Source organism: Rhodophyticola porphyridii (assembly GCF_003688285.1).
In the GTDB taxonomy this organism is placed as follows: Bacteria; Pseudomonadota; Alphaproteobacteria; order Rhodobacterales; family Rhodobacteraceae; genus Rhodophyticola; species Rhodophyticola porphyridii.
Map to the genome: position 1 here is coordinate 777,227 of NZ_RCNT01000001.1, position 21,975 is coordinate 799,201.

At 62.8% G+C, this 21,975-nt stretch carries 24 protein-coding genes; 13 read left to right on the top strand and 11 right to left on the bottom strand.

Annotated elements, in window-relative coordinates:
- Window positions 1-86 precede the first annotated feature (86 nt).
- Window positions 87-860, bottom strand: coding sequence for a hydroxyacylglutathione hydrolase (gloB, locus tag D9R08_RS03980; RefSeq protein WP_121896664.1), 774 nt, complete (start codon window positions 858-860; stop codon window positions 87-89).
- 63 nt (window positions 861-923) lie between these two features.
- On the opposite strand from gloB, the gene D9R08_RS03985 reads away from it, so the two are divergent.
- From D9R08_RS03985 to D9R08_RS04015, 7 genes are all read left to right on the top strand, one after another.
- Window positions 924-1,682: a class I SAM-dependent methyltransferase gene (locus tag D9R08_RS03985; RefSeq protein WP_121896665.1), complete on the top strand. Its 759-nt coding sequence runs from the start codon at window positions 924-926 to the stop codon at window positions 1,680-1,682.
- A 267-nt stretch (window positions 1,683-1,949) separates the two neighbouring features.
- Window positions 1,950-2,510 (top strand): F0F1 ATP synthase subunit delta, encoded by a 561-nt coding sequence (locus D9R08_RS03990; protein WP_121896844.1) that lies wholly within the window; start codon window positions 1,950-1,952, stop codon window positions 2,508-2,510.
- Window position 2,511: 1 nt separating this feature from the next.
- On the top strand, window positions 2,512-4,050 hold the full coding sequence (gene atpA / locus D9R08_RS03995; protein ID WP_121896666.1) for a F0F1 ATP synthase subunit alpha: 1,539 nt from the start codon (window positions 2,512-2,514) through the stop codon (window positions 4,048-4,050).
- Window positions 4,051-4,062: 12 nt separating this feature from the next.
- Entirely contained in the window at window positions 4,063-4,938 is an 876-nt protein-coding gene (locus tag D9R08_RS04000) for a F0F1 ATP synthase subunit gamma (protein WP_121896667.1), read from the top strand.
- A gap of 22 nt (window positions 4,939-4,960) precedes the next feature.
- Complete coding sequence (gene atpD / locus D9R08_RS04005) at window positions 4,961-6,385, top strand: F0F1 ATP synthase subunit beta (RefSeq protein WP_121896668.1); 1,425 nt, start codon at window positions 4,961-4,963, stop codon at window positions 6,383-6,385.
- A gap of 12 nt (window positions 6,386-6,397) precedes the next feature.
- Entirely contained in the window at window positions 6,398-6,799 is a 402-nt protein-coding gene (locus D9R08_RS04010) for a F0F1 ATP synthase subunit epsilon (protein ID WP_121896669.1), read from the top strand.
- 146 nt (window positions 6,800-6,945) lie between these two features.
- Window positions 6,946-7,296 (top strand): H-type lectin domain-containing protein, encoded by a 351-nt coding sequence (locus D9R08_RS04015; protein ID WP_121896845.1) that lies wholly within the window; start codon window positions 6,946-6,948, stop codon window positions 7,294-7,296.
- Between the two features lie 67 nt (window positions 7,297-7,363).
- On the opposite strand, the gene D9R08_RS04020 is transcribed toward D9R08_RS04015, so the two are convergent.
- The gene (locus D9R08_RS04020; protein ID WP_121896670.1) at window positions 7,364-8,392 is read right to left on the bottom strand and encodes a ribose-phosphate pyrophosphokinase; all 1,029 of its coding nucleotides are present in this window, start codon (window positions 8,390-8,392) and stop codon (window positions 7,364-7,366) included.
- 102 nt (window positions 8,393-8,494) lie between these two features.
- Between D9R08_RS04020 and D9R08_RS04025 the strand changes: the two genes are divergently transcribed.
- Window positions 8,495-9,094 (top strand): 2-hydroxychromene-2-carboxylate isomerase, encoded by a 600-nt coding sequence (locus tag D9R08_RS04025; RefSeq protein WP_121896671.1) that lies wholly within the window; start codon window positions 8,495-8,497, stop codon window positions 9,092-9,094.
- Window positions 9,091-9,855: an alpha/beta fold hydrolase gene (locus tag D9R08_RS04030; protein ID WP_158598921.1), complete on the top strand. Its 765-nt coding sequence runs from the start codon at window positions 9,091-9,093 to the stop codon at window positions 9,853-9,855. Before D9R08_RS04025 ends, D9R08_RS04030 begins: the two co-directional genes overlap by 4 nt.
- A 35-nt stretch (window positions 9,856-9,890) precedes the next feature.
- Here D9R08_RS04030 and D9R08_RS04035 read toward each other — a convergent pair whose 3' ends face one another.
- The 6 genes from D9R08_RS04035 to D9R08_RS04060 form a co-directional block, all read right to left on the bottom strand.
- Complete coding sequence (locus D9R08_RS04035) at window positions 9,891-10,934, bottom strand: threonine aldolase family protein (protein ID WP_121896673.1); 1,044 nt, start codon at window positions 10,932-10,934, stop codon at window positions 9,891-9,893.
- On the bottom strand, window positions 10,931-11,377 hold the full coding sequence (locus D9R08_RS04040) for a YcgN family cysteine cluster protein (RefSeq protein WP_121896674.1): 447 nt from the start codon (window positions 11,375-11,377) through the stop codon (window positions 10,931-10,933). The genes D9R08_RS04035 and D9R08_RS04040 overlap by 4 nt, the downstream gene beginning before the upstream one ends.
- On the bottom strand, window positions 11,374-12,300 hold the full coding sequence (locus D9R08_RS04045) for a bifunctional riboflavin kinase/FAD synthetase (protein WP_121896675.1): 927 nt from the start codon (window positions 12,298-12,300) through the stop codon (window positions 11,374-11,376). Before D9R08_RS04045 ends, D9R08_RS04040 begins: the two co-directional genes overlap by 4 nt.
- Window positions 12,301-12,400: 100 nt before the next feature.
- Window positions 12,401-12,844, bottom strand: coding sequence for a MaoC family dehydratase (locus D9R08_RS04050; RefSeq protein ID WP_121896846.1), 444 nt, complete (start codon window positions 12,842-12,844; stop codon window positions 12,401-12,403).
- A gap of 118 nt (window positions 12,845-12,962) precedes the next feature.
- Window positions 12,963-13,835 (bottom strand): TIGR01459 family HAD-type hydrolase, encoded by an 873-nt coding sequence (locus D9R08_RS04055; protein WP_121896676.1) that lies wholly within the window; start codon window positions 13,833-13,835, stop codon window positions 12,963-12,965.
- A gap of 88 nt (window positions 13,836-13,923) precedes the next feature.
- Window positions 13,924-14,376 carry a hypothetical protein gene (locus D9R08_RS04060; RefSeq protein ID WP_121896677.1) on the bottom strand — a complete coding sequence of 151 codons (453 nt, stop codon included), beginning with the start codon at window positions 14,374-14,376 and terminating at the stop codon, window positions 13,924-13,926.
- A 78-nt stretch (window positions 14,377-14,454) separates the two neighbouring features.
- On the opposite strand from D9R08_RS04060, the gene D9R08_RS04065 reads away from it, so the two are divergent.
- Complete coding sequence (locus tag D9R08_RS04065) at window positions 14,455-14,889, top strand: MarR family winged helix-turn-helix transcriptional regulator (RefSeq protein WP_121896847.1); 435 nt, start codon at window positions 14,455-14,457, stop codon at window positions 14,887-14,889.
- A gap of 35 nt (window positions 14,890-14,924) precedes the next feature.
- On the opposite strand, the gene D9R08_RS04070 is transcribed toward D9R08_RS04065, so the two are convergent.
- Window positions 14,925-16,883: a bifunctional 2',3'-cyclic-nucleotide 2'-phosphodiesterase/3'-nucleotidase gene (locus D9R08_RS04070; RefSeq protein WP_121896678.1), complete on the bottom strand. Its 1,959-nt coding sequence runs from the start codon at window positions 16,881-16,883 to the stop codon at window positions 14,925-14,927.
- A 428-nt stretch (window positions 16,884-17,311) separates the two neighbouring features.
- On the bottom strand, window positions 17,312-18,235 hold the full coding sequence (locus D9R08_RS04075; protein WP_121896679.1) for a manganese-dependent inorganic pyrophosphatase: 924 nt from the start codon (window positions 18,233-18,235) through the stop codon (window positions 17,312-17,314).
- Window positions 18,236-18,604: 369 nt separating this feature from the next.
- Here D9R08_RS04075 and groES point away from each other — a divergent pair, with 369 nt between their 5' ends.
- Complete coding sequence (gene groES / locus D9R08_RS04080; RefSeq protein ID WP_121896680.1) at window positions 18,605-18,892, top strand: co-chaperone GroES; 288 nt, start codon at window positions 18,605-18,607, stop codon at window positions 18,890-18,892.
- Between the two features lie 39 nt (window positions 18,893-18,931).
- Window positions 18,932-20,575: a chaperonin GroEL gene (gene groL, locus D9R08_RS04085; protein ID WP_121896681.1), complete on the top strand. Its 1,644-nt coding sequence runs from the start codon at window positions 18,932-18,934 to the stop codon at window positions 20,573-20,575.
- Window positions 20,576-20,696: 121 nt separating this feature from the next.
- Here the strand turns inward: groL and D9R08_RS04090 are convergent, their stop codons facing one another.
- Complete coding sequence (locus D9R08_RS04090) at window positions 20,697-21,017, bottom strand: hypothetical protein (RefSeq protein WP_121896682.1); 321 nt, start codon at window positions 21,015-21,017, stop codon at window positions 20,697-20,699.
- Between the two features lie 63 nt (window positions 21,018-21,080).
- On the opposite strand from D9R08_RS04090, the gene D9R08_RS04095 reads away from it, so the two are divergent.
- Window positions 21,081-21,956 (top strand): NAD(P)-dependent oxidoreductase, encoded by an 876-nt coding sequence (locus D9R08_RS04095; protein ID WP_121896683.1) that lies wholly within the window; start codon window positions 21,081-21,083, stop codon window positions 21,954-21,956.
- Window positions 21,957-21,975: the final 19 nt, after the last annotated feature.

Consider the following 21,975-nt stretch of genomic DNA (forward strand, 5'->3'; position numbering starts at 1 on the left):
ACAGGATCGTAACTTCAGCGAGAGCGCCCTTTTTTACTTGCCGCGAGCCGCGCGTGCCCGGAAATCGGGCAGTCACTGGCTGGGGCCTAGAACCGGTCCTTGCGGGCCCGGATCTCTGCGAAAACCTCGACATCGGGCTGGCCCGACATCCCGATCCCCGATTTCAGGTCGTCCAGATGCGCACGCAGGAAGGGGTTTGTCGCCAGTTCGTCGGCCAGTTTGCTCGGAACGGTGGGCGTGTCTTCCGCCCGCGCCGCCCTGATCTTCTCGATCCGAGAGATAAGCGCGGCGTTCTGCGGTTCAATACTCAGCGCGAACTTCGCGTTCGACATGGTGTATTCATGTCCCGAGCAAACCAGCGTTTCGGGCGGCAGGGCCGCAAGCTTCTGCAGGCTGTCCCACATCTGTTCCGCACTGCCTTCGAACAGCCGTCCGCACCCGAGCGCCATCAGGCTGTCGGCAGTGAATACCGCCCCTGCATCGGGAAAATGAAAGGCGATATGGCCGATTGTATGCCCCGGCACTTCGATCACACGGCCCGACAGCCCGCCGATCCGGACGGTGTCGCCTTCGGCCAGCTCGTGATCGAGCCGGGGAAGGCGCTCCCGATCAGCGCCCGCACCCCAGACCCGTGCCTGGCCGGCCCCGCGCAAGGCCGCGACGGCCTGGATATGATCGTCGTGGTGATGTGTGATCAGGATGTCGCTCAGCGTCCAGCCGCGGGCGTCCAGTTCCGCCTGGATCGGACCGGCCTCGGGGGCGTCCACCAGCGCCGTCCGCCCGCTCTCTGGATCGTGGAGCAGGAATGCGTAATTGTCGCCGAGGCAGGGAATGGTCACAATCTGGGCTCTGTCGGTCATGGTAATCTCCGGCGCTGCAGCTAAGGTGCCGGTGCAGCGTCGCGCACGGCCAAGGGGTTTGCAATGCATCTTGATGTTCTGGACCTGCGCCAGTTCTATTATCGGACACGGCTGGGGCGGATTGCCCAGAAAGCGGTGCGCGATCAGGTTCTGGCGCTGTGGCCCGAGGCGAAGGGACAGACCGTGATCGGTTTCGGCTTCGCCGTGCCGCTGCTGCGCCCCTATCTGGCAGATGCCCGCCGGGTGATCGGCCTGATGCCCGCGGAGCAGGGTGTGATGCCGTGGCCCGCAGGGCTGGAAAACGTCTCGGTCCTGTGCCGCGAAGGCAGATGGCCGGTCCAGACCGGGTTTGCCGACCGCATCGTCTGCCTGCATGGGCTGGAGACATCGGAACATCCCTCCGCCGTGCTGGAGGAATGCGCGCGGGTGCTGGGGCCGGGGGGGCGTGCGCTCTTCATCGTGCCGAACCGCTCCGGCATGTGGGCGCGGCGCGACGTGACCCCCTTCGGCTTCGGCCGCCCCTACAGCCTCAGCCAGCTTGAAGCGCAGCTGAAACGCCATGACTTCGTGCCCGAACGCCACGCCGCAGCCCTTTTCGCACCCCCAAGTCAGCGCCGGGCCTGGCTGAAATCGGCGGAGATGGTCGAGAAGATGGGCCGCAGGCTCTCGTCCTATTACGCGGGCGGGGTGATTTTGGTCGAAGCCTCGAAACAGGTCTATGCGCCCACCCGCCCCGGCCTGGCCGAACGGGTGCGCCGGCCCCTGCGCGTGCTTGACGGTGTGCCGACGCCCGCGGGTCTGACGGGGCGCCACGCGCCTTAGCACCTGCAGAATCGCAGATTTCTCCATAGAAATCGCCTATCGTGTTAAGCTTCAAAGCGTCGCAGTTTTACGCTGCGTGAGCAAAGCCTTGAAAACAAAGGAAATGGCCGTAATTTGCCCGATAACTGTGGCGGTTGCAGCAAGCCAACCCCTCTGCTAGATCAACGGCGATTTTGGGGAAAAGGCGGGCGCTCCACCCGCTTGAACACGCGAACTGCCCGGGCGCGACCCTCGCGCGGCCTGGGCCAAAATACTGAAAGGGTGGACGTGTCCGAACCTGCTTCGATCTCAATGGGCATTGCTGCGCGCTACGCGACCGCGATGTTTGAACTGGCCACCGAAGCAAAAGCGCTGGATGCGTTGCAAGCCGATGTGGCCGCGCTTGAGGGCGCGCTTGCCGAAAGCGACGATCTCACCGATCTGATCACCTCCCCCATCTACAGCCGCGACGAGACCGAGGCGGCCATCGGCGCCGTGGCCAAGGCGATGGGCCTGAATGACATGACCGGAAACACGCTGCGCCTGATGGCGTCGAAGCGGCGGCTGTTCGTGCTGCCTGCCTTGCTGCGCGCCCTGCGTGAAAAGATCGCCGAGCACAAAGGCGAAGTGACCGCCGATGTCGTGTCGGCCAAACCGCTGACCAAGACCCAGTCCGAAAAGCTGTCCAAGGCGCTGAAAGCGTCGGTCGGCAAGGATGTGAACCTGAATGCGACCGTCGATGAAAGCCTCATTGGCGGTCTTGTCGTCAAAGTTGGCTCGAAGATGATCGACAGTTCGATCCGTTCGAAGCTCAACGCCCTGAAAAACACCATGAAAGAGGTCGGATAATATGGCGATCCAAGCAGCAGAGATTTCTGCGATCCTGAAAGAACAGATCAAGAGTTTCGGTCAGGACGCCGAAGTTGCCGAGGTGGGCCGTGTCCTGTCCGTGGGCGACGGAATTGCGCGTGTGTACGGGCTCGACAATGTTCAAGCCGGCGAGATGGTCGAGTTTCCCGGCGGCATCCAGGGTATGGCCCTGAACCTCGAATCCGACAATGTGGGTGTCGTGATCTTCGGTTCCGACCGGGACATCAAGGAAGGCGACACGGTCAAGCGGACCAACTCCATTGTGGACGTGCCCGCAGGCCCGGAATTGCTGGGGCGTGTGGTGGACGGTCTCGGCAACCCGCTGGACGGCAAGGGCCCGATCAAGGCAACCGAGCGCCGGGTGGCGGATGTGAAGGCGCCGGGCATCATCCCGCGCAAATCCGTGCACGAGCCCATGGCCACGGGTCTGAAAGCCATCGACGCAATGATCCCGATCGGCCGTGGCCAGCGGGAGCTTATCATCGGCGACCGCCAGACTGGCAAGACCGCCGTGGCGCTCGACACGATGCTTAACCAGAAATCCTATAACGACGCCGCGGGCGACGACGAGAGCAAGAAGCTCTATTGCGTATACGTGGCCGTGGGCCAGAAACGCTCGACCGTCGCGCAGCTTGTCAAAAAGCTGGAAGAAAGCGGCGCGATCGAGTATTCCATCGTGGTCGCGGCGACCGCGTCCGATCCCGCGCCGATGCAGTTTCTGGCGCCCTACGCCGCCACCGCCATGGCCGAATACTTCCGCGACAACGGCAAGCACGCGCTGATCGTCTATGACGATCTGTCGAAACAGGCTGTCTCCTACCGTCAGATGTCGCTTCTGCTGCGCCGTCCGCCGGGACGTGAAGCCTATCCGGGCGACGTGTTCTACCTGCACTCGCGCCTGCTGGAGCGGTCGGCGAAGCTGAACGAGGATCACGGCGCAGGCTCATTGACCGCGCTTCCGATCATCGAAACGCAGGGCGGCGACGTGTCGGCCTTCATTCCGACCAACGTGATCTCGATCACCGATGGCCAGATCTTCCTTGAAACCGAGTTGTTCTTCCAGGGTATCCGACCCGCCGTGAACACCGGTCTGTCGGTTAGCCGCGTGGGCTCCTCCGCCCAGACCAACGCCATGAAATCCGTTGCCGGCCCGGTGAAGCTGGAACTGGCGCAGTATCGTGAAATGGCCGCGTTCGCGCAGTTTGGCTCCGACCTCGACGCCTCGACGCAGCGTCTTCTGAACCGTGGCGCCCGCCTGACCGAGCTGATGAAACAGCCGCAGTATTCGCCGCTGACCAACGCGGAAATCGTAGTTGTCATCTTCGCGGGCACCGAAGGCTATCTCGACAAGATCGCCGTGAAGGATGTGGGCCGGTTCGAGCAGGGGCTTCTGAAGCATATGCGCGGCAAACACAGCGATGTGCTGGACTGGCTGACCAATGAAGATCCGAAAATCAAGGGTGACGCGTCGGACCGCCTCAAGGCCGTTCTGGATGAATTTGCCGCTGATTTCTCGTAAGGGGACCGGTCCATGCCAAGTCTCAAGGACTTAAAAAACCGGATCGAGTCGGTCAAATCGACCCGCAAGATCACCAAGGCGATGCAGATGGTCGCCGCCGCAAAACTGCGCCGGGCGCAGGAAGCGGCGGAGATGGCGCGCCCCTATGCCGAGAAGATGGAAGACGTGATGAGCGGGCTTGCCGCGTCGGTCGGCAATGCCGAAGGCGCGCCGAGGCTTCTGGCGGGAACCGGGCAGAACCAGACCCATATGGTGGTTGTGATGACCTCCGAGCGTGGGCTCTGCGGCGGGTTCAACTCCTCGATTGTCCGGCTGGCGCGTACCCGCATCATCGAGTTGCTGGGCCAGGGCAAGACGGTGAAGATCCTCACCGTTGGGAAGAAGGGCCGGGATCAGCTCAAGCGCGACTATGCTGATCACATGGTCGGCCATGTCGACCTGACCGAGGTGAAGCGCGTGGGCTATGCGGATGCGGCCAAGATCGCGGCCGATATTCTGGGCCGTTTCGATGGCGGTGAGTTCGATGTGGCCACGATTTACTACGGCCGTTTTGAATCCGTCATCAGCCAGGTTCCGACCGAACGGCAGGTGATCCCGGCAGTGTTCGACGCGTCCGAAGCCGGCGACGACAGCACACTCTACGACTACGAACCTTCCGAACAGGCGGTTCTGGAGGATCTGCTGCCGCGGGGTGTGGCCACGCAGATTTTCACCGCGCTGCTGGAAAATGCCGCCTCGGAGCAGGGCGCGCGGATGTCCGCGATGGATAACGCGACCCGCAACGCGGGCGAGATGATCGACAAGCTGACCATCCAGTTCAACCGGTCGCGTCAGGCGGTCATCACCAATGAACTGATCGAGATTATTTCGGGCGCCGAGGCGCTCTAACGACAACGCTGGAGACAACCACATGGCAAACGCAAAAGGCAAAGTGACCCAGGTCATCGGCGCCGTCGTGGACGTGCATTTCGACGATCACCTGCCGGAGATCCTGAACGCGCTTGAAACAGACAACAACGGCAAGAAGCTCGTCCTCGAAGTGGCGCAGCACCTTGGTGAAAACACCGTTCGCGCGATCGCGATGGATGCCACCGAGGGCCTTGTCCGCGGGCAGGAAGTGACTGACACCGACGGCCCGATCAGCGTGCCGGTCGGCGACGCCACACTGGGCCGGATCATGAACGTGGTCGGCGACCCGGTCGACGAAAAAGGCCCGATCGGCGCCGAGGAAACCCGCTCGATCCATGCCGAAGCACCGGAATTCATTGAACAATCTACCGCTTCCGAGATCCTTGTGACCGGTATCAAGGTGATCGACCTGCTGGCGCCCTACGCGAAGGGTGGCAAGATCGGCCTGTTCGGCGGGGCCGGGGTTGGCAAGACCGTTCTGATCCAGGAACTGATCAACAACATTGCCAAGGTGCACTCGGGCTATTCGGTCTTCGCCGGTGTGGGCGAGCGGACCCGCGAGGGCAACGATCTCTACTATGAATTCATCGAATCCGGGGTCATCAACGCCGATGATCTGACCAAATCCAAGGTGGCGCTGGTCTATGGCCAGATGAATGAGCCGCCGGGTGCGCGGATGCGGGTCGCGCTGTCGGGCCTGACGATGGCGGAATCCTTCCGCGACAGCTCGGGCACCGACGTTCTGTTCTTCGTCGACAACATCTTCCGCTTCACGCAGGCGGGTTCCGAGGTGTCGGCGCTTCTGGGCCGGATCCCTTCGGCCGTGGGGTATCAGCCGACGCTGGCCACTGACATGGGCCAGATGCAGGAGCGGATCACCTCGACCAAGAAGGGCTCGATCACATCGGTGCAGGCGATCTATGTGCCTGCAGACGACCTGACAGACCCCGCGCCGGCCACATCCTTTGCTCACCTTGACGCGACCACCGTTCTGTCGCGGGCAATCTCGGAGCTCGGCATCTATCCGGCTGTGGACCCGCTCGATTCCACCTCGCGCCTAATGGATCCCGCTGTTGTGGGCGAAGAGCATTACAATGTGGCCTTCGAAGTGCAGGGCATCCTTCAACGTTACAAGTCGCTGCAGGACATCATTGCGATCCTCGGGATGGATGAACTCTCCGAAGAGGACAAGCTGACCGTGGCGCGCGCGCGGAAGATCCAGCGCTTCCTGAGCCAACCTTTCGATGTGGCGCAGGTGTTCACCGGCTCCCCCGGGGTTCAGGTGCCGCTGGAGGACACCATTGCGTCTTTCAAGGCTGTCGTTTCCGGTGAATATGATCACCTGCCGGAAGCCGCGTTCTACATGGTCGGCGGTATCGAAGACGTGGTCGCCAAGGCCGAAAAAATGGCCGCAGACGCCGCGTAAGGAGGGGCCGATATGGCCGATATGATGCAGTTCGATCTTGTTTCGCCCGAACGCCGTCTGGCTTCGGTGCAGGCAAGCTCCGTGCAGATCCCCGGTGCTGATGGCGATATGACTGCCATGCCGGATCACGCGCCGACGATCACGACACTGCGGCCTGGTGTGCTGACGGTTGAAAGCGCCGAGGGAAGGCTCCAGTTCGCCGTTACGGGCGGGTTCGCGGATGTGTCCGGTCCGGCCACCACGATCCTTGCCGAGCAGGCGATGCCGCTTTCCGAAGTCACCGACGAGATCATGGCGGAACTGGTTGCCGAGGCCGAGGCCAAACGCGATGCAGCCAGCGATACCAGCGCCGATGCCGCCGCCAAGCTGGTGGCCGACATGACGGCGTTGCGCGATCAGGTCAGCGCCAGTTGAGCCACGCTTGAGCGAACACCCTGGCCTCGTCCGGTCCGCCCGGGCGGGGCCACTACACCCGGGGCTGCACTATTTTTCCTTTTTTTGATCATTATGTCATCGGTATGGTCGTCTAGGCTGTCGGCAGCGTGCAGGAAAGACAGGCGATGAAACGGCTCAGAACTCATCTGATCGGGGTCGATCAAGGCTCCCCACTGCTGTTCTCTGATTTCGAGAATGGTGGCCAGATGTGGACGGGCGAGGGGCCGCGGGAGGCGCGCTTCGCCGCGAAGTTCTCCGAAGCGTTCAGAGCCCTTCCGGTGGTCCATCTTGCGTTCAGCATGTGGGATACCGACGGGAAGACCAACCAGCGCGCCGATCTGAAGGCCGAGAACATCACGCTAGAAGGGTTCGAGATCGTTTTTCGGACCTGGGGTGACAGCCGTATCGCCCGCGTCCGCGCCGACTGGATGGCCATTGGCGAGATCGTCGGCGAGGATGAGTGGACGCTCTATTAGGCTGTAAGGCTTAGAAACTGAGGGGGTTCCTCGGTCTCCTTGCGTCCGTGTCCCGAAAAGGCGCCGTCTAGCGCCCGTACATTCCGTTCGGATACAACCCCTCATAGATCGGGATCAGAGTGTCCGTATCGAAAAGGGATGAAACGCTGGTGCCGTTCCAGATGTTCAGAATCGCCTGTGCGAACATCGGGGCTGTCGGGCAGATGCGGATGTTCTTGCAGGCCGCCACTTCCGGTGTCGCTTCGATCGTATCGGTGATGACCAGAGATTTCAGGACGGAGTTGGTGATCCTGTCCACGGCCGGGCCGCTCAGAACGCCATGGGTGGTATAGGCGTGAACTTCGGTAGCGCCTGCACCCAACAGAACATCGGCGGCCTTGCAGAGTGTGCCAGCGGTGTCACAGATATCATCAACGATCACACATTTCTTCTCCGTGACGTCGCCGATAACGGTCATTTCGGCCACTTCGCCGGCTTTCTCGCGGCGCTTGTCCACGATCGCCAGAGGAGCGCCGATCCGTTGTGCCAGTTCGCGGGCGCGCGCCACGCCGCCCACATCGGGGGATACGACCATCACATCGGACATGTCGCCGCCAAACTGGTGCAGAATATCCAGCGCGAAGATCGGGCTGGCATAGAGATTGTCCACCGGAATGTCGAAGAAGCCCTGGATCTGCGCGGCATGCAGATCCATCGTCAGAACCCGCTCGATGCCGCCTTCGGCAATCAGGTTCGAAACCAGTTTCGCGCTGATCGGGGTGCGTGCCTTGGTCCGCCGGTCCTGCCGGGCGTAACCGAAATAGGGGATGACCGCCGTGATCCGGGACGCCGAGGAACGGCGCAGCGCATCGGCCATGATCAAGAGTTCCATCAGGTTGTCATTCGCGGGCTTGGAAGTCGGCTGGATGATGAACATGTCCTCGCCGCGGACATTCTCGTAGACCTCGACGAAGATCTCCTGATCGTTGAACCGCTCGACCCGGGCGTCGACCAGCCCCACCTGCATTCCCCGGTGCATCGACATCCGCCTTGCAATGGCGTCTGCCAGCTTGCGATTGGCATTGCCGGAAATGAGTTTGGGGTCGGTGGCTGGCATTGGCAGATGTCCCTTGTTTCGGGCAGTTTTCCCGCCCTTTGATGCGTTGACACCCCCTAGCATCCGGCTACCCTCCGCGCAAAGCCAAAACCGGAGGCAGCAATGGCCCATATTGACTTCTATTTCGCGACAATTTCGCCTTTCACTTATCTGTCCTCCGGCACGGTGGAGGAGATCGCCGCCAGGCACGGCGCCACGCTTACCTACAAGCCGCTGGATATCATGGCCCTTTTCGCCCGAACAGGCGGGCTTCCGCCAAAGGATCGCCACCCCTCCCGGCAAGCCTATCGCCTTCAGGACATGGTGCGGAGGGCGAACCGTCTGGGCCGCCCGCTGAACCCGAAGCCGGCGTTCTGGCCCACCAATCCCGCACCGTCTTCCTACGCGCTCATAGCTGCCCAAAAAGCCGGCGGCGGCGATCTGGGTAAGCTTCTGGCTGAACTTACCGAGGCGGTCTGGGCAGGGGAAAAGAACATCGCCGAGGATGATGTGATCCGCGCGGCCCTGTCGGCGGCGGGGTTCGATCCGGCGCTGGCCGATAGCGGTATGTTGCAGGGCGCCGAGGAATATGCCCGCAATCTGGAGGATGCCGTGGCCAACAACGTCTTCGGCGCGCCGTTCTTTGTGGTCGACGGAACCGCGCATTTCTGGGGCCAGGATCGTTTGGACGATCTGGACCGCTACCTATCGGGCAATCTGTGAGTATACGGGTCTGGGGGCAGGGGGCGGAGCACGCCGTTTTGCTGCATTGCTCGCTGGCCCATGCCGGGGCCTGGGATGGCTTGGCGCGGGCGCTGTCCGATCGCCTGACCCTGACCGCTCCCGATCTGGTCGGGCATGGCAAAGCGCCCGACTACGACCCGGCGCAGGATTTTCACAGCCAGACCAAAGCCGACGCGCTGGCGCATTTTCCCGATGCGCCGTGCCATCTCGTCGGTCACAGCTTTGGCGCGACGGTGGCCCTGCGGATCGCCATTGAACACCCCGCGCGGGTCCGGACCCTGACCCTGATCGAACCGGTCCTGTTTGCCGCCGTCGGAGACAGTGCCGCGCGCCGGGCCAATGACGAGACGCTGGCGGGGTTGGACCCGGCCTTTGCGGCGGACGATCTGGAGGCGGCGGCCCGGGTGTTCATGGCGGCCTGGGGCGGTGGGGCGGCGTTCGACGCCCTGCCGGAGGCGCAGCGGCGGTACATCGTGCCAAGAATGCCATTGATCGCGGCGGGGCATAAGGTGTTGCACCAGGATGCCGCGAACCTGTTGCCGCGGCTGGCGCAGGTCGCCTGCCCGGTGCTGCTGATCGAAGGCGGCGCCTCGGCCCCGGTGATCGGTGAGATTCAGGCGCGTCTGGAACGGGACCTGCCGGATGCGCGGCGGGTGATCGTCGACGGGGCCGGGCATATGGTGCCGATCACCCACGCGGCGGACACCGCGCAAGCGATGCGCGGCTTTGTCGGCGGGTGATCCCCGGGCCCAATCCCTTCCAGGAAAGTTGGCCCTCAGCCTGCCCAAAGCGCCAGGGCTTTGTCGATCTGCGCAGGGTCGAACGACCAGTCGCAGACCAGGCGGCAGCGCAACAGCGCCTCCGGCGCGCCGCTGTCGATGTCGCCTGTCACGCCATAGCGCGCCCCGGCTTTGAACGCTCGCTGATGCGCGGCGCGCGGCAGGCTGGCGAAGACGATGTTGGCGGCCACCTCGTGATGGATCACCGCACCCGGCATGTTGCGCAGGCCCGCCGCCAGTTCGGCGCCCCGCGCATTGGCGGCCTCAGCCATCTCAAGCCACAAACCGTCCGCCACATAGGCCCCCATCTGCGCCGAGAGATACCGGGTTTTCGACCACAGATGCCCGGCGCGTTTGCGGCGCAGGGTCAGCTCACGGGCCTTGGCCGGGTCGAAACACACCACCGCCTCAACCCCAAGGCAGCCGTTTTTCGTGCCGCCAAAACTCACCGCATCGACGCCCAGTTTCCAGCTCATCTCGGCCGGGGTGCAGCCAAGCGCGGCGCAGGCATTGGCGAAGCGCGCCCCGTCCAGATGCACCGGCAGCCCGTGGCGCTTGGCCACCGCGATGACATCGGCCATCTGGTCCAGCGAATAGGCCGTGCCCGCCTCGGTGATGTTGGTGAGCGTCACCGGCCCGGGCTGCGCCCCATGCACGCCGCGCCCCAGGCAGGTCTGGATCGCGTCTTCCAGCGCGTCCGGGTCGATCCGCGCCTCATCGCCTTCGACCAGCACCAGCTTGGCGCCGGAATAGAACTCCGGCGCGCCGCATTCATCCTCTTCGACATGGGCGATGCGGTGGCAGAACACGGCATCCCATGGCTTGGCCAAAACCGCGAGGGCCAGCGCATTGGCCGCCGTGCCGGTTGGCACAAACTGCACATCCGCCTCGGGCGCCTCGAACAGATCGCGCACGCCTTTCACCGCCGCCTCGGTCACGTCGTCATTGCCATAGGGCAGCTTGTAGTCCTCATTGGCGGCCATCACGGCCTGCATCACGCGCGGATGCGCCGGGCCGGTATTGTCTGAGGCAAAGATCATGTGCCCGGCTCCTCGATGATGTAGTCTTCCCAGTCTTCTTCTGGCACCTCGAACTCCGGCACCGTGATGCCGCGTATTGAAATGCCCGCCTCATGCACCGTTTCGGGATCGCCAGAGATGAGGTGGTGCCACCAGTAAAGCGGTTTGCCTTCATGGAGCAGCCGGTAGGCGCAGGTTTCCGGCATGAAATAGGCCACATCCCCCATCGACTGCGGCGTCAGGCGGATACAGTCCGGGACCAGCGTCTTGCGGATCTCGTACTGGCCGCAGCGGCAGCTTTGATCGTCCAGCAACCGGCAGGCGACCCGGGTCAGGGCGACCTCGCCCGTGTCTTCGTCTTCCAGCTTGTTCAGGCAGCATTTACCGCAGCCATCGCACAGGGCCTCCCATTCCTCGGGGGTCATCTTGTGCATCGGCACACGGTCCCAGAACCGCTGTCTCACAGGGCAGCCAGAATGCCGCGCGCACGGGCGCTGTCGGCATCCATCTGGGTGATCAGGGTGTCGATTCCGTCGAAGTTTTCCTCCGGGCGCAGAAAGTCGATGAGGCCCACGGACAGATCCGCTCCGTAAATATCCCCTTTGAAATCAAAGAGATGGCTTTCAAGATTGGGTGTCTCTCCGCCAAACATGGGGCGCACGCCAAGCGAGGCGACCCCGTGATATGTGCCCCGATGCGCGCCATCCAGTACGTCGATCAGAACCGCATAAACGCCCAGTTTCGGCACATGCAGGCCCGCGAGGGACATGTTCGCCGTCGGATATCCCAGTTCACGGCCGCGTTTTTCCCCGTGGAGCACGGGGCCCTCGATCCGGTGCCAGTGACCCAGCATCGCGGCTGCATCGCGCGGGCGCCCATCGGTGAGCGCGTTGCGGATATTCGTCGAGGAGACGGCGCCAAGCTCTCCTTTCATGATCTCCGCGATCGTCACGCCAAACCCGTAGCGCGCGCCGAACTCCTGCAATGCCCGGGCATCTCCGGCGCGTCCCTTGCCGAAACAGAAATCTGCGCCAACCACCACATGGGACAGGCCCAACCCCTCCGCCAGAACCTCGCGCGCGAAGGTTTCCGCCTCAAGGGTCGCAAGTGCGCGGTTGAAGGACAGCTCGTAGAGCAGATCCACCCCCAGCTTCTGCAACCGGTTCTCGCGGGCCTCCGCGTTCATCAGCCGAAAGGGCGGGGCTTCGGGGGCGAAGAATTCCCGCGGGTGCGGCTCGAAGGTCAGAACGCCGAGCGGGGCGTCGTGGCCCCGTGCCAGATCGATCACATATTGATGGCCCAGATGCACACCATCGAAATTGCCGATCGCGACGGAGGCGCCCCGGTCATCGGCTGAGACATACTGATAATCGCGCACCGTCCGCATAGGGGGGGATTAGCCCTGCGGCGCGGGAAGGGCAAGATGGGGTCTGAGCAGATGACAGGTTACAAAAACGGGCAGATCCGGAATTTTTCGTAACCTGTTTTCAGTCGAATTTCCGGGACGGGGCCAGAACGACCGCCTCCCCCTTCAGCACAACCCGGCCATCCACAGCGCAATGCGTGTCCATCGTGACCCGGCGCTTGGCGAAATCGATCTGCGTCACCTCGACCTCGGCGCGAACCATGTCGCCCGGGCGAACTGGCGCCATGAATTTCAGGCTTTGTCCTAGATACACGGTGCCATGGCCCGGCAGCTGCTCGCCGATGACCGCGGAAATGAGACCGGCGGTCAGCATGCCATGCGCAATGCGCCCTTCGAAAATCGTGTCCCGCGCATAGTCGTCGTCTAGATGCACCGGGTTGTGATCGGTGGAAACCTCGGCAAACAGTTCGATATCCCGGTCCGTCACCATTTTCGTCAGGTTGCGGGTCATCCCGATCTCGATATCTTCGATGCAGATCGTGCCGCGGGGCATATTGTCGAGCATGTCATCCTGTCCATCGGTCATTGTGATGGCGACATACCGCAGATCGATCCATGCTGCAACGCAGAAGTAACAATATGACCCTTATTGGGTAATATTTTGTAACTTTGTTGCGTTTCCGTTATCTCAGGAAGCCGATCGAATAGCTCGGACCGATTTGCACCTCCGCCAGGAATTGCGCCAGCTTGTCGGGGTCCGGCTGCGTGTCGGTGCCGGTTTCTGCCCGGGCCAGCCCGCCGGTGATGAAAAGCGTGTCGATGTTTTCGCCCATCCCGCCCTGGATGTCGGTGCTGATGCCGTCGCCCACGGCGAGGATACGCTCATCGCCCGCAAGCTTGCCGATCTGTTGCAGGCGCCGCCGCGCCAGATCGTAGATCGGGGGATGCGGTTTGCCGAAGTAAAGGCTTTCGCCCCCCATCTCGGAATAGAGCTTCGCCAGAGCGCCGGCGCACCATTCGCGCGTGTCGCCTCTGTCCACGACGATATCGGGATTGGCGCAGAGCAGCTTCAGCCCCTTCGTCTTGGCATAGAGAAAATCGGAGCGGTAGACGGCCGGGTCGGCCATCGGGTCGAACGGACCGGTGCAGACGATCCCTTCGGCCTCGCGAAGCGGCACTTGCGTGATCTCGACAGCGTCCTCGACCAGTTCCATCGGGGCAAAAAACGTCTGATCCCGGTCTTCGCCGATAAAATAGACCTTCCGGCCGACCACGCCGCGCAGCATCGCCGCGCGGGCGCTGTCCCCGGAGGTTGCGATCACATCCCAGGCGTCGCGGGGAACGCCGAGCTTTTCGATCTGCGCTTCCACGCCCGCCCGCGGTCTGGGCGCATTGGTCAGCAGCACCACGGTGCCGCCCTGGGCGCGATAGGCCTGCAAGGCCGCGACCGCGTCGGGGAAGGCCCGCAGCCCGTCATGGACGCAGCCCCAGAGATCGCAAAACAGCGCATCGTAACGGGCGGAGATTTCGGCGAAACTGGAAATGATACGGGTCATGCGGGCTTTCGATTGGTTGGACGCGGGCAAATCGTCCGCGCCCTTCCATACGCCCGTGAACGCCGGTGCAAAAGGGTCAATTCAGGGGCTAACGCACTGCCCGGCGGCGCCGGAACCGTCCGGTCAGCCGGAAGCCGTCGCGCATGCTGAGCCCCAGAAGCGTGAGATTAACCGCACCGGCCAGCAGTTCCACGCCCTGAATGACGTAGAAGCCCGTGTCGAAAAGCCCCGCATTGGCGCGGGAGGCCAGAAACAGCGCCGCCGGCACCAGAACCAGCAGCCCGTTGGCCGCAATGAAGGGCATGCGCCGTTTCTTGGCATCGATCACGCGCCCGCCACGCCCCTTGGTCCGGATGAAGCCGGTGGCCCCGACCGTCGCCAGCGCCGGGATCAGGATCACAAACAACCAGGGGATCGTGGTCTTTACCGCGACGATGGCGCTTTGCGGCCCGAAAAGTTCGACAGCCAGTGTCGAGACCCAGAAACCGAGGATGATCAGAAACGCCGTGATCCCGGCGAGAGGATGCAGGATTTTGGTCATGGGAGGTCTCCATCAGTCATTTACATAGCAAGCTATGTAATATTGCATAGCGTGCTATGCAAGTGCATGTATGCCGACATGAGGTTCAGAAAAACCCAGTCGGCCGGATACCTCACCAACCATCTGGCGCGGCTTTTCGCACGCGGTCTGACGGCACGGATCGGACCGCTTGGCCTGAGCCCGGGCAACTTCCCCGCGCTGCTGGAGTTGTGGGAGACCGACGGGCTGACCCAGAAGGACCTGATCGCGCGTCTGGATATCGAACAGGCGACCATGGCCAACACGCTCAACCGGATGGAACGCGACGGATTGATCATCCGCCGGAAGGATCAGGCGGATGCGCGGGTACAACGGATCTGGCTGACCGAAAAGGCGCGGGCGCTGCATGGCCCCGCGACCGAAGCGGCAAGTGCCGTGAATGCCGAGATCCTGACCGGATTGTCCGATGAGGAACGCGCGGCGCTTGTGACGCTGACGCGCAAGGCCATCGCCGCCCTTCGGGCGCAGGGGTAGGCCGGGCGGCCAAACACCCGCCCGGCCCGTGGCGCTCAGAGCGAGATGCGATAGCGAGCGAACCCGTCCGGCCCCTCTCCGGCGGGTTCGATCGTCACGCCCGGCACGGTGTCCGCATAGGCGCTGGCCGCGGGGCCGGTGTCGAACAGAACCGTCGTTCCAGGCATCGGTGCGAAGGACCAGTTGGCATCTGCGGCCGGGTTGATCGTGCCCTGCTCGACGATGTAGCGCACGATCACGTCCCGATTGGTGTCGGGCCCTTCGAAGATCGTCGTTTCCGGCGAGGCCCCGGGGAAGTTGCCGCCGCCGCCAGCCCGGTAATTGTTGGTGGCGACGATGAATTCCTGTTCGGGCTCAACGGGCCGGCCGTCATGGGTCAGATTGACGATCCGTTGGGCGCCTTCGTTCACCACATTGCCGTCCCGGTCGTAGCGGGAGGGCTGGGACAGGTCGATCTGATACTCCACGCCGTCGATGACATCGAAATTGTACGACGGGAAATCCGGGTTCAGCAGCACCTGATCCGCCGTGCCCGGCTCAATCTGGTTGAACATGCCGGCGGAGCGCTCAAGCCAGTCCCGCACCTGCGCGCCGGTTATCCGCACCGCGCGGACGGTGTTGGGATAGAGATACAGATCGGCCACGTTTCGGATGGCGATATCGCCTGTTGGCACATCGGTAAAGTATTCCGGGCCGCCGCGCCCGCCGGCCTTGAACGGAGCTGCCGCGGACAGGATCGGCACACCTGCATGCTCGGTTCCCGCCATCATCTGCTCGATATACCAGGTCTGCGCGTTGGAAACGATCTGGACCGATGGATCATCTGCTACAAGCGCGAAATACGAGTGCAGCGGTGCGGTGGTTTCGCCGACGGCCCGGCGGACATATTCAAGCGTGGCGTCATGTTCTGCCTGAGCGGCGGCCAGAACCGAGGGCACGCTCTCCACCAGGGCCGTTATCGAGCGGTCTTCCTCGCGCCGGGAGATCGGGCGGGCTTCTGACATATGGCTAACGATACGCCAGCTGTTGCCGTCCCGCTCCAGCATCAGATCGACCAGCCCCATGTGGCTGCCCCAGAACCCGCCCATCGTGGCCGGTTTGCCCATGATCGTGCCGGCACCCGCATCGACGCCGGGCGTGTCGGCATAATCGGGGCCGGGGAAGACCCGATGGTGATGGCCGGTCAGGATCGCGTCGATCCCGTCGATGGCGGCCAGCGGAACTGAGGCGTTTTCCATGCCGTCCGTATGATCCGCCGCGCCGATGCCGGAATGCGATAGGGCGATGATCAGTTCGGCCCCGTCTTCCTTCATCTGCGGAATATAGGCCCGGGCGGTTTCCACGATGTCGCGCGCCATCACATTGCCTTCCAGATGGCGGCGGTCCCAGGTCATGATCTGCGGCGGGACAAAGCCGATCAGGCCGATCCGGATCGGGTGGGTTTCTCCCGCGCCATCGGTGATCTGGCGATCAAGGATCACGTAGGGTGGGACCAGCGTGGTTTCCGCGGTCGGGCTTGCACCCATTTCGGTTGCCACATTGGCGCAGATCATCGGAAAGCCCGCGCCGGCCAGCGAGTTCATCAGAAAGCTCAGCCCGTAATTGAACTCGTGGTTGCCAAGCGTCGAGCCGTCGAAGCCGAGCGCGTTCATCGCGGCGATAACCGGGTGCATATCGCCCTCGGCCATGCCACGCTCATATGCGATGTAGTCGCCCATAGGATTGCCCTGCAGGAAGTCGCCATTGTCGAGCAGGATGGAATTTGTGGACTCGTCGCGGACCGACTGGATCAGCGCTGCGGTGCGGGCCAGGCCGACCGTGTCGACGGGCCGGTCGCCATAGTAATCGTAAGGAAAGACATGCACATGCAGATCGGTCGTCTCCATGATCCGCAGATGCGCCTGACCCGCCTGCGCATGAGCGGAAAACGGGTGCAGCGCGATGAAACTGGCGGTGGTGCCCAGAAAAGTGCGGCGGTTGAGATAGATGGGCATGGCAGTGTCCTCCAATGGTGTGTGGCGTTCTTGTAGTGGTGCTTCGTGACCGCCCTTCTACACCGCCTCCCGGCTTGGGGTGTGGTCATGGGTTAATGCGATCGGGGTCATCCCGAGGGATGACGGCCGGCCCGGTCTGGAGCGGTGCATCGAGGGAGCGTTTTGGACGGGGATGAGATCGGGCGTCGTCAGGATCGGGCCGTTACCCGGGGATGCCGTTCGCTGCTCCGAACCGGGGCGATCGGTGTCGGCGCGGACATACGGGGACACTGCACAGACAGGCAGAACCGGTATCAGCGGATTCGGAAAGCGGGTCATGCGGTGTGTGGTCATAATGCCTTGGTCCCGCATGGACCGTTGCAGACAAGCTCTCACACGACAAGAGGGCACCGTCGGCAGCCCCTCGCTCAGCCGGTTTTGGCCGATGGTTAGAGTTTGAGGTTCGGGATGATCTGTTTCTTACGGCTGACAACGCCCGGCAGAACGACCGTGTCGGCATCACCGCAGGCGGTGGCAAAGCTCGCCTCGGCCAATTGCTTGGTCAGCGCGTTTGGGATCAGCATGGTGCTTTCCTCGTTCAGGATGTCGACGACGAAAAGCAGCACCTGATCGACGCCATCCTCCTCGGCAACCAGCGGCATGGTCTCCATCAGATCGGCTTTGCGCGACAGCACCGTTTCGGGTGAGGTGGTTTCCAGAACGCTCACGCGGAAGGATTTGCCGCCGACCTCGTATTCCTTGCTGTCCATCCGCAGTAACTCGGCATCCGAGAAGGCGGAGACATCGGATTTCGCGGCGAACATCTCTGCGGCGTAGGCGGGAATGTCGACGCCCAGATCCTCGGCCAGGGCGTGGGCGATGGCGCTGTCTTCCTGCGTGGTGGTCGGGCTGCGGAACTCAAGCGTATCGCTGAGAATGCAGGACAGCATCGCGCCCTTGATCGCCTTCGGCGCCTGAGCCATGTCGTCACCGATCATTTTCCACATGATCGTGGCGGTGCAGGCGACCGGTTCGATGCGGATATCGATGGGCCCCTTGGTTTCCAGCCCGCCGACCAGTTTGTGATGATCGATAATCGCGGTGATATCCGTGTCATTGATGCCTTCCGGCAGCTCGGCAGGGTTGTTGGTGTCGACGATGACGACCGGGGTGCCCGCCTCGACCGTCTCGACGATCTCGGGTTTCTCCAGATCCCAACGGTTCAGCATGAAGGCGGCTTCGGTATTGGGTTCCCCCAGGAGACGCGCTTCGGCGGGCGTCCCTTTCACGCTGGAAAGATACCAGGCCCAGATGATCGGAGAGCCGGTGGAATCGGTGTCGGGGGACTTGTGGCCGAAAACGAGGATGGTCATGGGTGCGGGTCTCGACTGATAGGTCAGGGAAAATCGCCGCCCTTGTAGCGGTGGCGATTTGCGTTGTCACGCAATGAAGGCGGGGCAGGGTGTCACGGGAGGCCATGCCCTTGTACCGATGCATCGCCCGGGCGGCCACCGATATCGGGGTTTCGGAGCCCCGGCCGGGCAGGTGACACAAGCGTCGCCCCGGCTCGCTCCGATGCAGGATATCCAGGGCTGCCGGACCCGCCCGAGCTTGCCCCCAAAATCTCTGGCCAATCCGTGTTGACAGTGCCCGGGTCTTTGCCTATCTCCAGTTCGTTATCACTCGCCATGAGTGAGTGCTAACGCCATGGGAGAAACAACGAACCGAAGGAGTGTTCGCAGATGGCATTCACACCGCTGCATGACCGTGTGTTGGTCGAACGCGTCGAAAGCGACGAAAAAACCGCAGGCGGGCTGATCATCCCCGACAGCGCCAAAGAGAAACCTGCCGAGGGCAAGGTCGTCGCCGTTGGCGCGGGCGCCAAGGACGAAGATGGCGACCGGATCGCCATGGACGTCAAGGAAGGCGACAAGATTCTGTTCGGCAAATGGTCGGGCACCGAAGTCACTGTCGACGGCAAGGAGCTGTTGATCATGAAGGAAAGCGACATCCTCGGCATCATCGCCTGAGATCGCCCTTCCAATTCCAATCAGAGATAGGAGCACATCATGGCTGCTAAAGACGTCAAGTTTGATACCGACGCCCGCAACCGCATGCTCAAGGGCGTGAACACGCTGGCAGATGCGGTAAAAGTCACCCTCGGCCCCAAAGGCCGCAACGTGGTGATCGAAAAGTCCTTCGGGGCGCCCCGCATCACCAAGGACGGCGTCACCGTCGCCAAGGAAATCGAACTTGAGGACAAGTTCGAGAACATGGGCGCGCAGATGGTGAAAGAAGTCGCCAGCCGCACCAATGACGAAGCCGGCGACGGCACCACCACCGCGACCGTGCTGGCCCAGGCCATCATCCGTGAAGGCATGAAATCGGTTGCCGCCGGCATGAACCCGATGGATCTGAAGCGCGGCATCGATCTGGCCGTGGCGAAGGTCATCGAGCAGATCAAGAACTCGGCCCGCGAAGTCGCCGATAGCGACGAGGTTGCGCAGGTCGGCACCATTTCCGCCAATGGCGAGGCCGAAATCGGCCGCCAGATCGCCGACGCGATGCAAAAGGTCGGCAATGACGGCGTGATCACCGTCGAAGAGAACAAGGGCCTCGAGACCGAGACCGAGGTCGTCGAAGGCATGCAGTTCGACCGCGGCTACCTCTCTCCCTACTTCGTCACCAACCCCGACAAGATGATCGCCGAGCTGGAAGACTGCATGGTCCTCCTGCACGAGAAGAAGCTCTCGTCGCTGCAGCCGATGGTTCCGCTGCTGGAAACCGTTATCCAGTCTGGCAAGCCGCTTCTGATCATCGCCGAAGACGTCGAAGGCGAAGCGCTGGCCACTCTCGTGGTTAACAAGCTGCGCGGCGGCCTGAAAATCGCGGCCGTCAAGGCACCGGGCTTCGGCGATCGCCGCAAGGCCATGCTGCAGGATATCGCCATCCTGACCGGCGGTCAGGTGATCTCCGAAGACCTTGGCATGAAGCTGGAAAACGTGACCATGGATATGCTGGGCTCGGCCAAGCGTATCTCGATCACCAAGGACGAGACCACCATTGTCGATGGTCACGGCGAGAAGGCCGAGATCGAGGCGCGGGTATCGCAGATCCGTCAGCAGATCGAGGAAACCACCTCGGACTACGACCGCGAGAAGCTGCAGGAACGTGTGGCCAAACTGGCAGGCGGCGTTGCCGTCATCCGCGTGGGCGGCATGACCGAAGTGGAAGTGAAAGAGCGCAAGGATCGCGTCGATGACGCCCTGAACGCAACCCGTGCGGCCGTTCAGGAAGGCATCGTTGTGGGCGGCGGCGTGGCGCTGGTTCAGGGCGCCAAGTCGCTTGCCGGGCTGGAAGGCGTCAATGCCGACCAGAACGCAGGTATCCAGATCGTCCGCAAGGCGCTGGAAGCCCCGCTGCGCCAGATCGCCGAAAACTCCGGCGTGGACGGCTCGGTCGTGGCAGGCAAGATCCGCGAAAGCGACGACGCGACCTTCGGCTTCAACGCGCAGACCGAAGAATATGGCGACATGTTCAAATTCGGTGTGATCGACCCGGCCAAGGTGGTGCGGACCGCGCTGGAAGATGCGGCCTCGGTCGCGTCGCTGCTGATCACCACGGAAGCCATGGTTGCCGACAAGCCCGCCAAAGAGGGTGCGGGCGCCGGCGGTGGCATGCCTGACATGGGCGGCATGGGCGGCATGATGTAAGATACGAATTTCCCAAGGGAAATTCGACCGCACCCAACAGGGGCTTTTCGAACCGGAAAGCTGCCGAATGGGGAAGACATCGCCGAAAATCGAAGGGGCGCCCGGTCGGGTGCCCCTTTTTTCATGACTTGCGGCGCTCCCCGACGAAATCCATCGCGTCACTCATCAGGCTTTCCCAGTGATCCCTGTCCGCAGCCGGGATTACGACCCATTCGCGCATCACGCGTTTGCCCACCTCTAGGGGGGTGGCCCGCATCTCGTCCACCAAGCCCGCCGCCATCGGTTCGGGCAGCTTCAGCACCAGCCCGGCTTCCGACAGATAGGCGAAGCTTTTGCCATCAATGCGCAGGGCTTCGGACGCGAGCATCTTTCCCTTCGAAACGCGTGGCCTGGCTAGAAAGGCCGTCGCCAAGCGCTCGTAGAGCTCTTCGGGATCGGTCATTTTGTCTTCCTTCCGGGAAAGGCGGTTTCGTGAAAACCGGTTCCATGGCAGGAACGCTGGGAAATGGGAGATCATAACATGGACAAGATCGGTGTCATAGGATTGGGCCGGATGGGCAGCGCGATGGCCGAAGCCTTGTCTGGGGCAGGGCGAGCCGTCACCGGATGGACGCGGAGCGGCATCACGCCCGACCGCGCGGCCGGTTTGGGCATCGCCCTTGCCGAAGACCTGAACGCGCTGGCAGCATCGTCCGACATTCTGGTGCTCAGCCTTTTTGACGATGCCGCCGTGGATGCGGTGATCGGGCAACTGCTGCTGGCCGATCTGAACGGCAAGCTGATCGTCGATACCAGCACGGTCAGCCCGATCGTTCTGCAGTCGCGCGCGGAGGAGATCGCGGCGGCCGGGGGGCGGGCTCTGGATGCGCCGATTTCGGGCGGGCCCGAGATGGTCCGCGCGCGAACGGCCGGCTTTTTCATGGGCGGGGCCGATGAGGATGCAGCCCGGTTCCGTCCCGTAGCCGAGGTGATCGCCGCGCGGGTGTTCCATGTCGGACCGCTTGGCGCAGGCATGGCGATGAAGACCATCAACAACGCGATGCTGCAGGGATACTTCGCCAGCCTTGCAGAAATGACGAAGCTGGCCAAACGGGCCGGGCTGACACTTGAAAGGACGATGGACATTCTGGCGGGCGGTCCCGCGGCCTGCGATATGTTCAAGGCCCGGCTCCCGAAGATCCTGGGTCAGGATTCGGAGGTCGGCTTCTCGATTGCAGGTGTTCGGAAGGACGCGGACGTGTTCCTGAGGGTTGCGCGCGACATGGGCGTGGCGACCCCCGTATTGGAGGTTGCGCGCGATGTGGTGGATCGTGGCATCGACGCCGGGCTTGCCGATGCCGATGTGGCCGCCCTGATCACACGCGCGTATCAGGACGGCTAGGCGGGGTTTTCATTCGGCG

Bases quoted from the DNA above. Each gene is read 5' to 3' on its own strand.
- gloB (WP_121896664.1), bottom strand. From the start codon at position 860: ATGACCGACAGAGCCCAGATTGTGACCATTCCCTGCCTCGGCGACAAT.
- D9R08_RS03985 (WP_121896665.1), top strand. From the start codon at position 924: ATGCATCTTGATGTTCTGGACCTGCGCCAGTTCTATTATCGGACACGG.
- atpA (WP_121896666.1), top strand. From the start codon at position 2,512: ATGGCGATCCAAGCAGCAGAGATTTCTGCGATCCTGAAAGAACAGATC.
- D9R08_RS04000 (WP_121896667.1), top strand. From the start codon at position 4,063: ATGCCAAGTCTCAAGGACTTAAAAAACCGGATCGAGTCGGTCAAATCG.
- atpD (WP_121896668.1), top strand. From the start codon at position 4,961: ATGGCAAACGCAAAAGGCAAAGTGACCCAGGTCATCGGCGCCGTCGTG.
- D9R08_RS04010 (WP_121896669.1), top strand. From the start codon at position 6,398: ATGGCCGATATGATGCAGTTCGATCTTGTTTCGCCCGAACGCCGTCTG.
- D9R08_RS04015 (WP_121896845.1), top strand. From the start codon at position 6,946: ATGAAACGGCTCAGAACTCATCTGATCGGGGTCGATCAAGGCTCCCCA.
- D9R08_RS04020 (WP_121896670.1), bottom strand. From the start codon at position 8,392: ATGCCAGCCACCGACCCCAAACTCATTTCCGGCAATGCCAATCGCAAG.
- D9R08_RS04025 (WP_121896671.1), top strand. From the start codon at position 8,495: ATGGCCCATATTGACTTCTATTTCGCGACAATTTCGCCTTTCACTTAT.
- D9R08_RS04035 (WP_121896673.1), bottom strand. From the start codon at position 10,934: ATGATCTTTGCCTCAGACAATACCGGCCCGGCGCATCCGCGCGTGATG.
- D9R08_RS04045 (WP_121896675.1), bottom strand. From the start codon at position 12,300: ATGCGGACGGTGCGCGATTATCAGTATGTCTCAGCCGATGACCGGGGC.
- D9R08_RS04050 (WP_121896846.1), bottom strand. From the start codon at position 12,844: ATGCTCGACAATATGCCCCGCGGCACGATCTGCATCGAAGATATCGAG.
- D9R08_RS04055 (WP_121896676.1), bottom strand. From the start codon at position 13,835: ATGACCCGTATCATTTCCAGTTTCGCCGAAATCTCCGCCCGTTACGAT.
- D9R08_RS04060 (WP_121896677.1), bottom strand. From the start codon at position 14,376: ATGACCAAAATCCTGCATCCTCTCGCCGGGATCACGGCGTTTCTGATC.
- D9R08_RS04065 (WP_121896847.1), top strand. From the start codon at position 14,455: ATGAGGTTCAGAAAAACCCAGTCGGCCGGATACCTCACCAACCATCTG.
- D9R08_RS04070 (WP_121896678.1), bottom strand. From the start codon at position 16,883: ATGCCCATCTATCTCAACCGCCGCACTTTTCTGGGCACCACCGCCAGT.
- D9R08_RS04075 (WP_121896679.1), bottom strand. From the start codon at position 18,235: ATGACCATCCTCGTTTTCGGCCACAAGTCCCCCGACACCGATTCCACC.
- groES (WP_121896680.1), top strand. From the start codon at position 18,605: ATGGCATTCACACCGCTGCATGACCGTGTGTTGGTCGAACGCGTCGAA.
- groL (WP_121896681.1), top strand. From the start codon at position 18,932: ATGGCTGCTAAAGACGTCAAGTTTGATACCGACGCCCGCAACCGCATG.
- D9R08_RS04090 (WP_121896682.1), bottom strand. From the start codon at position 21,017: ATGACCGATCCCGAAGAGCTCTACGAGCGCTTGGCGACGGCCTTTCTA.
- D9R08_RS04095 (WP_121896683.1), top strand. From the start codon at position 21,081: ATGGGAGATCATAACATGGACAAGATCGGTGTCATAGGATTGGGCCGG.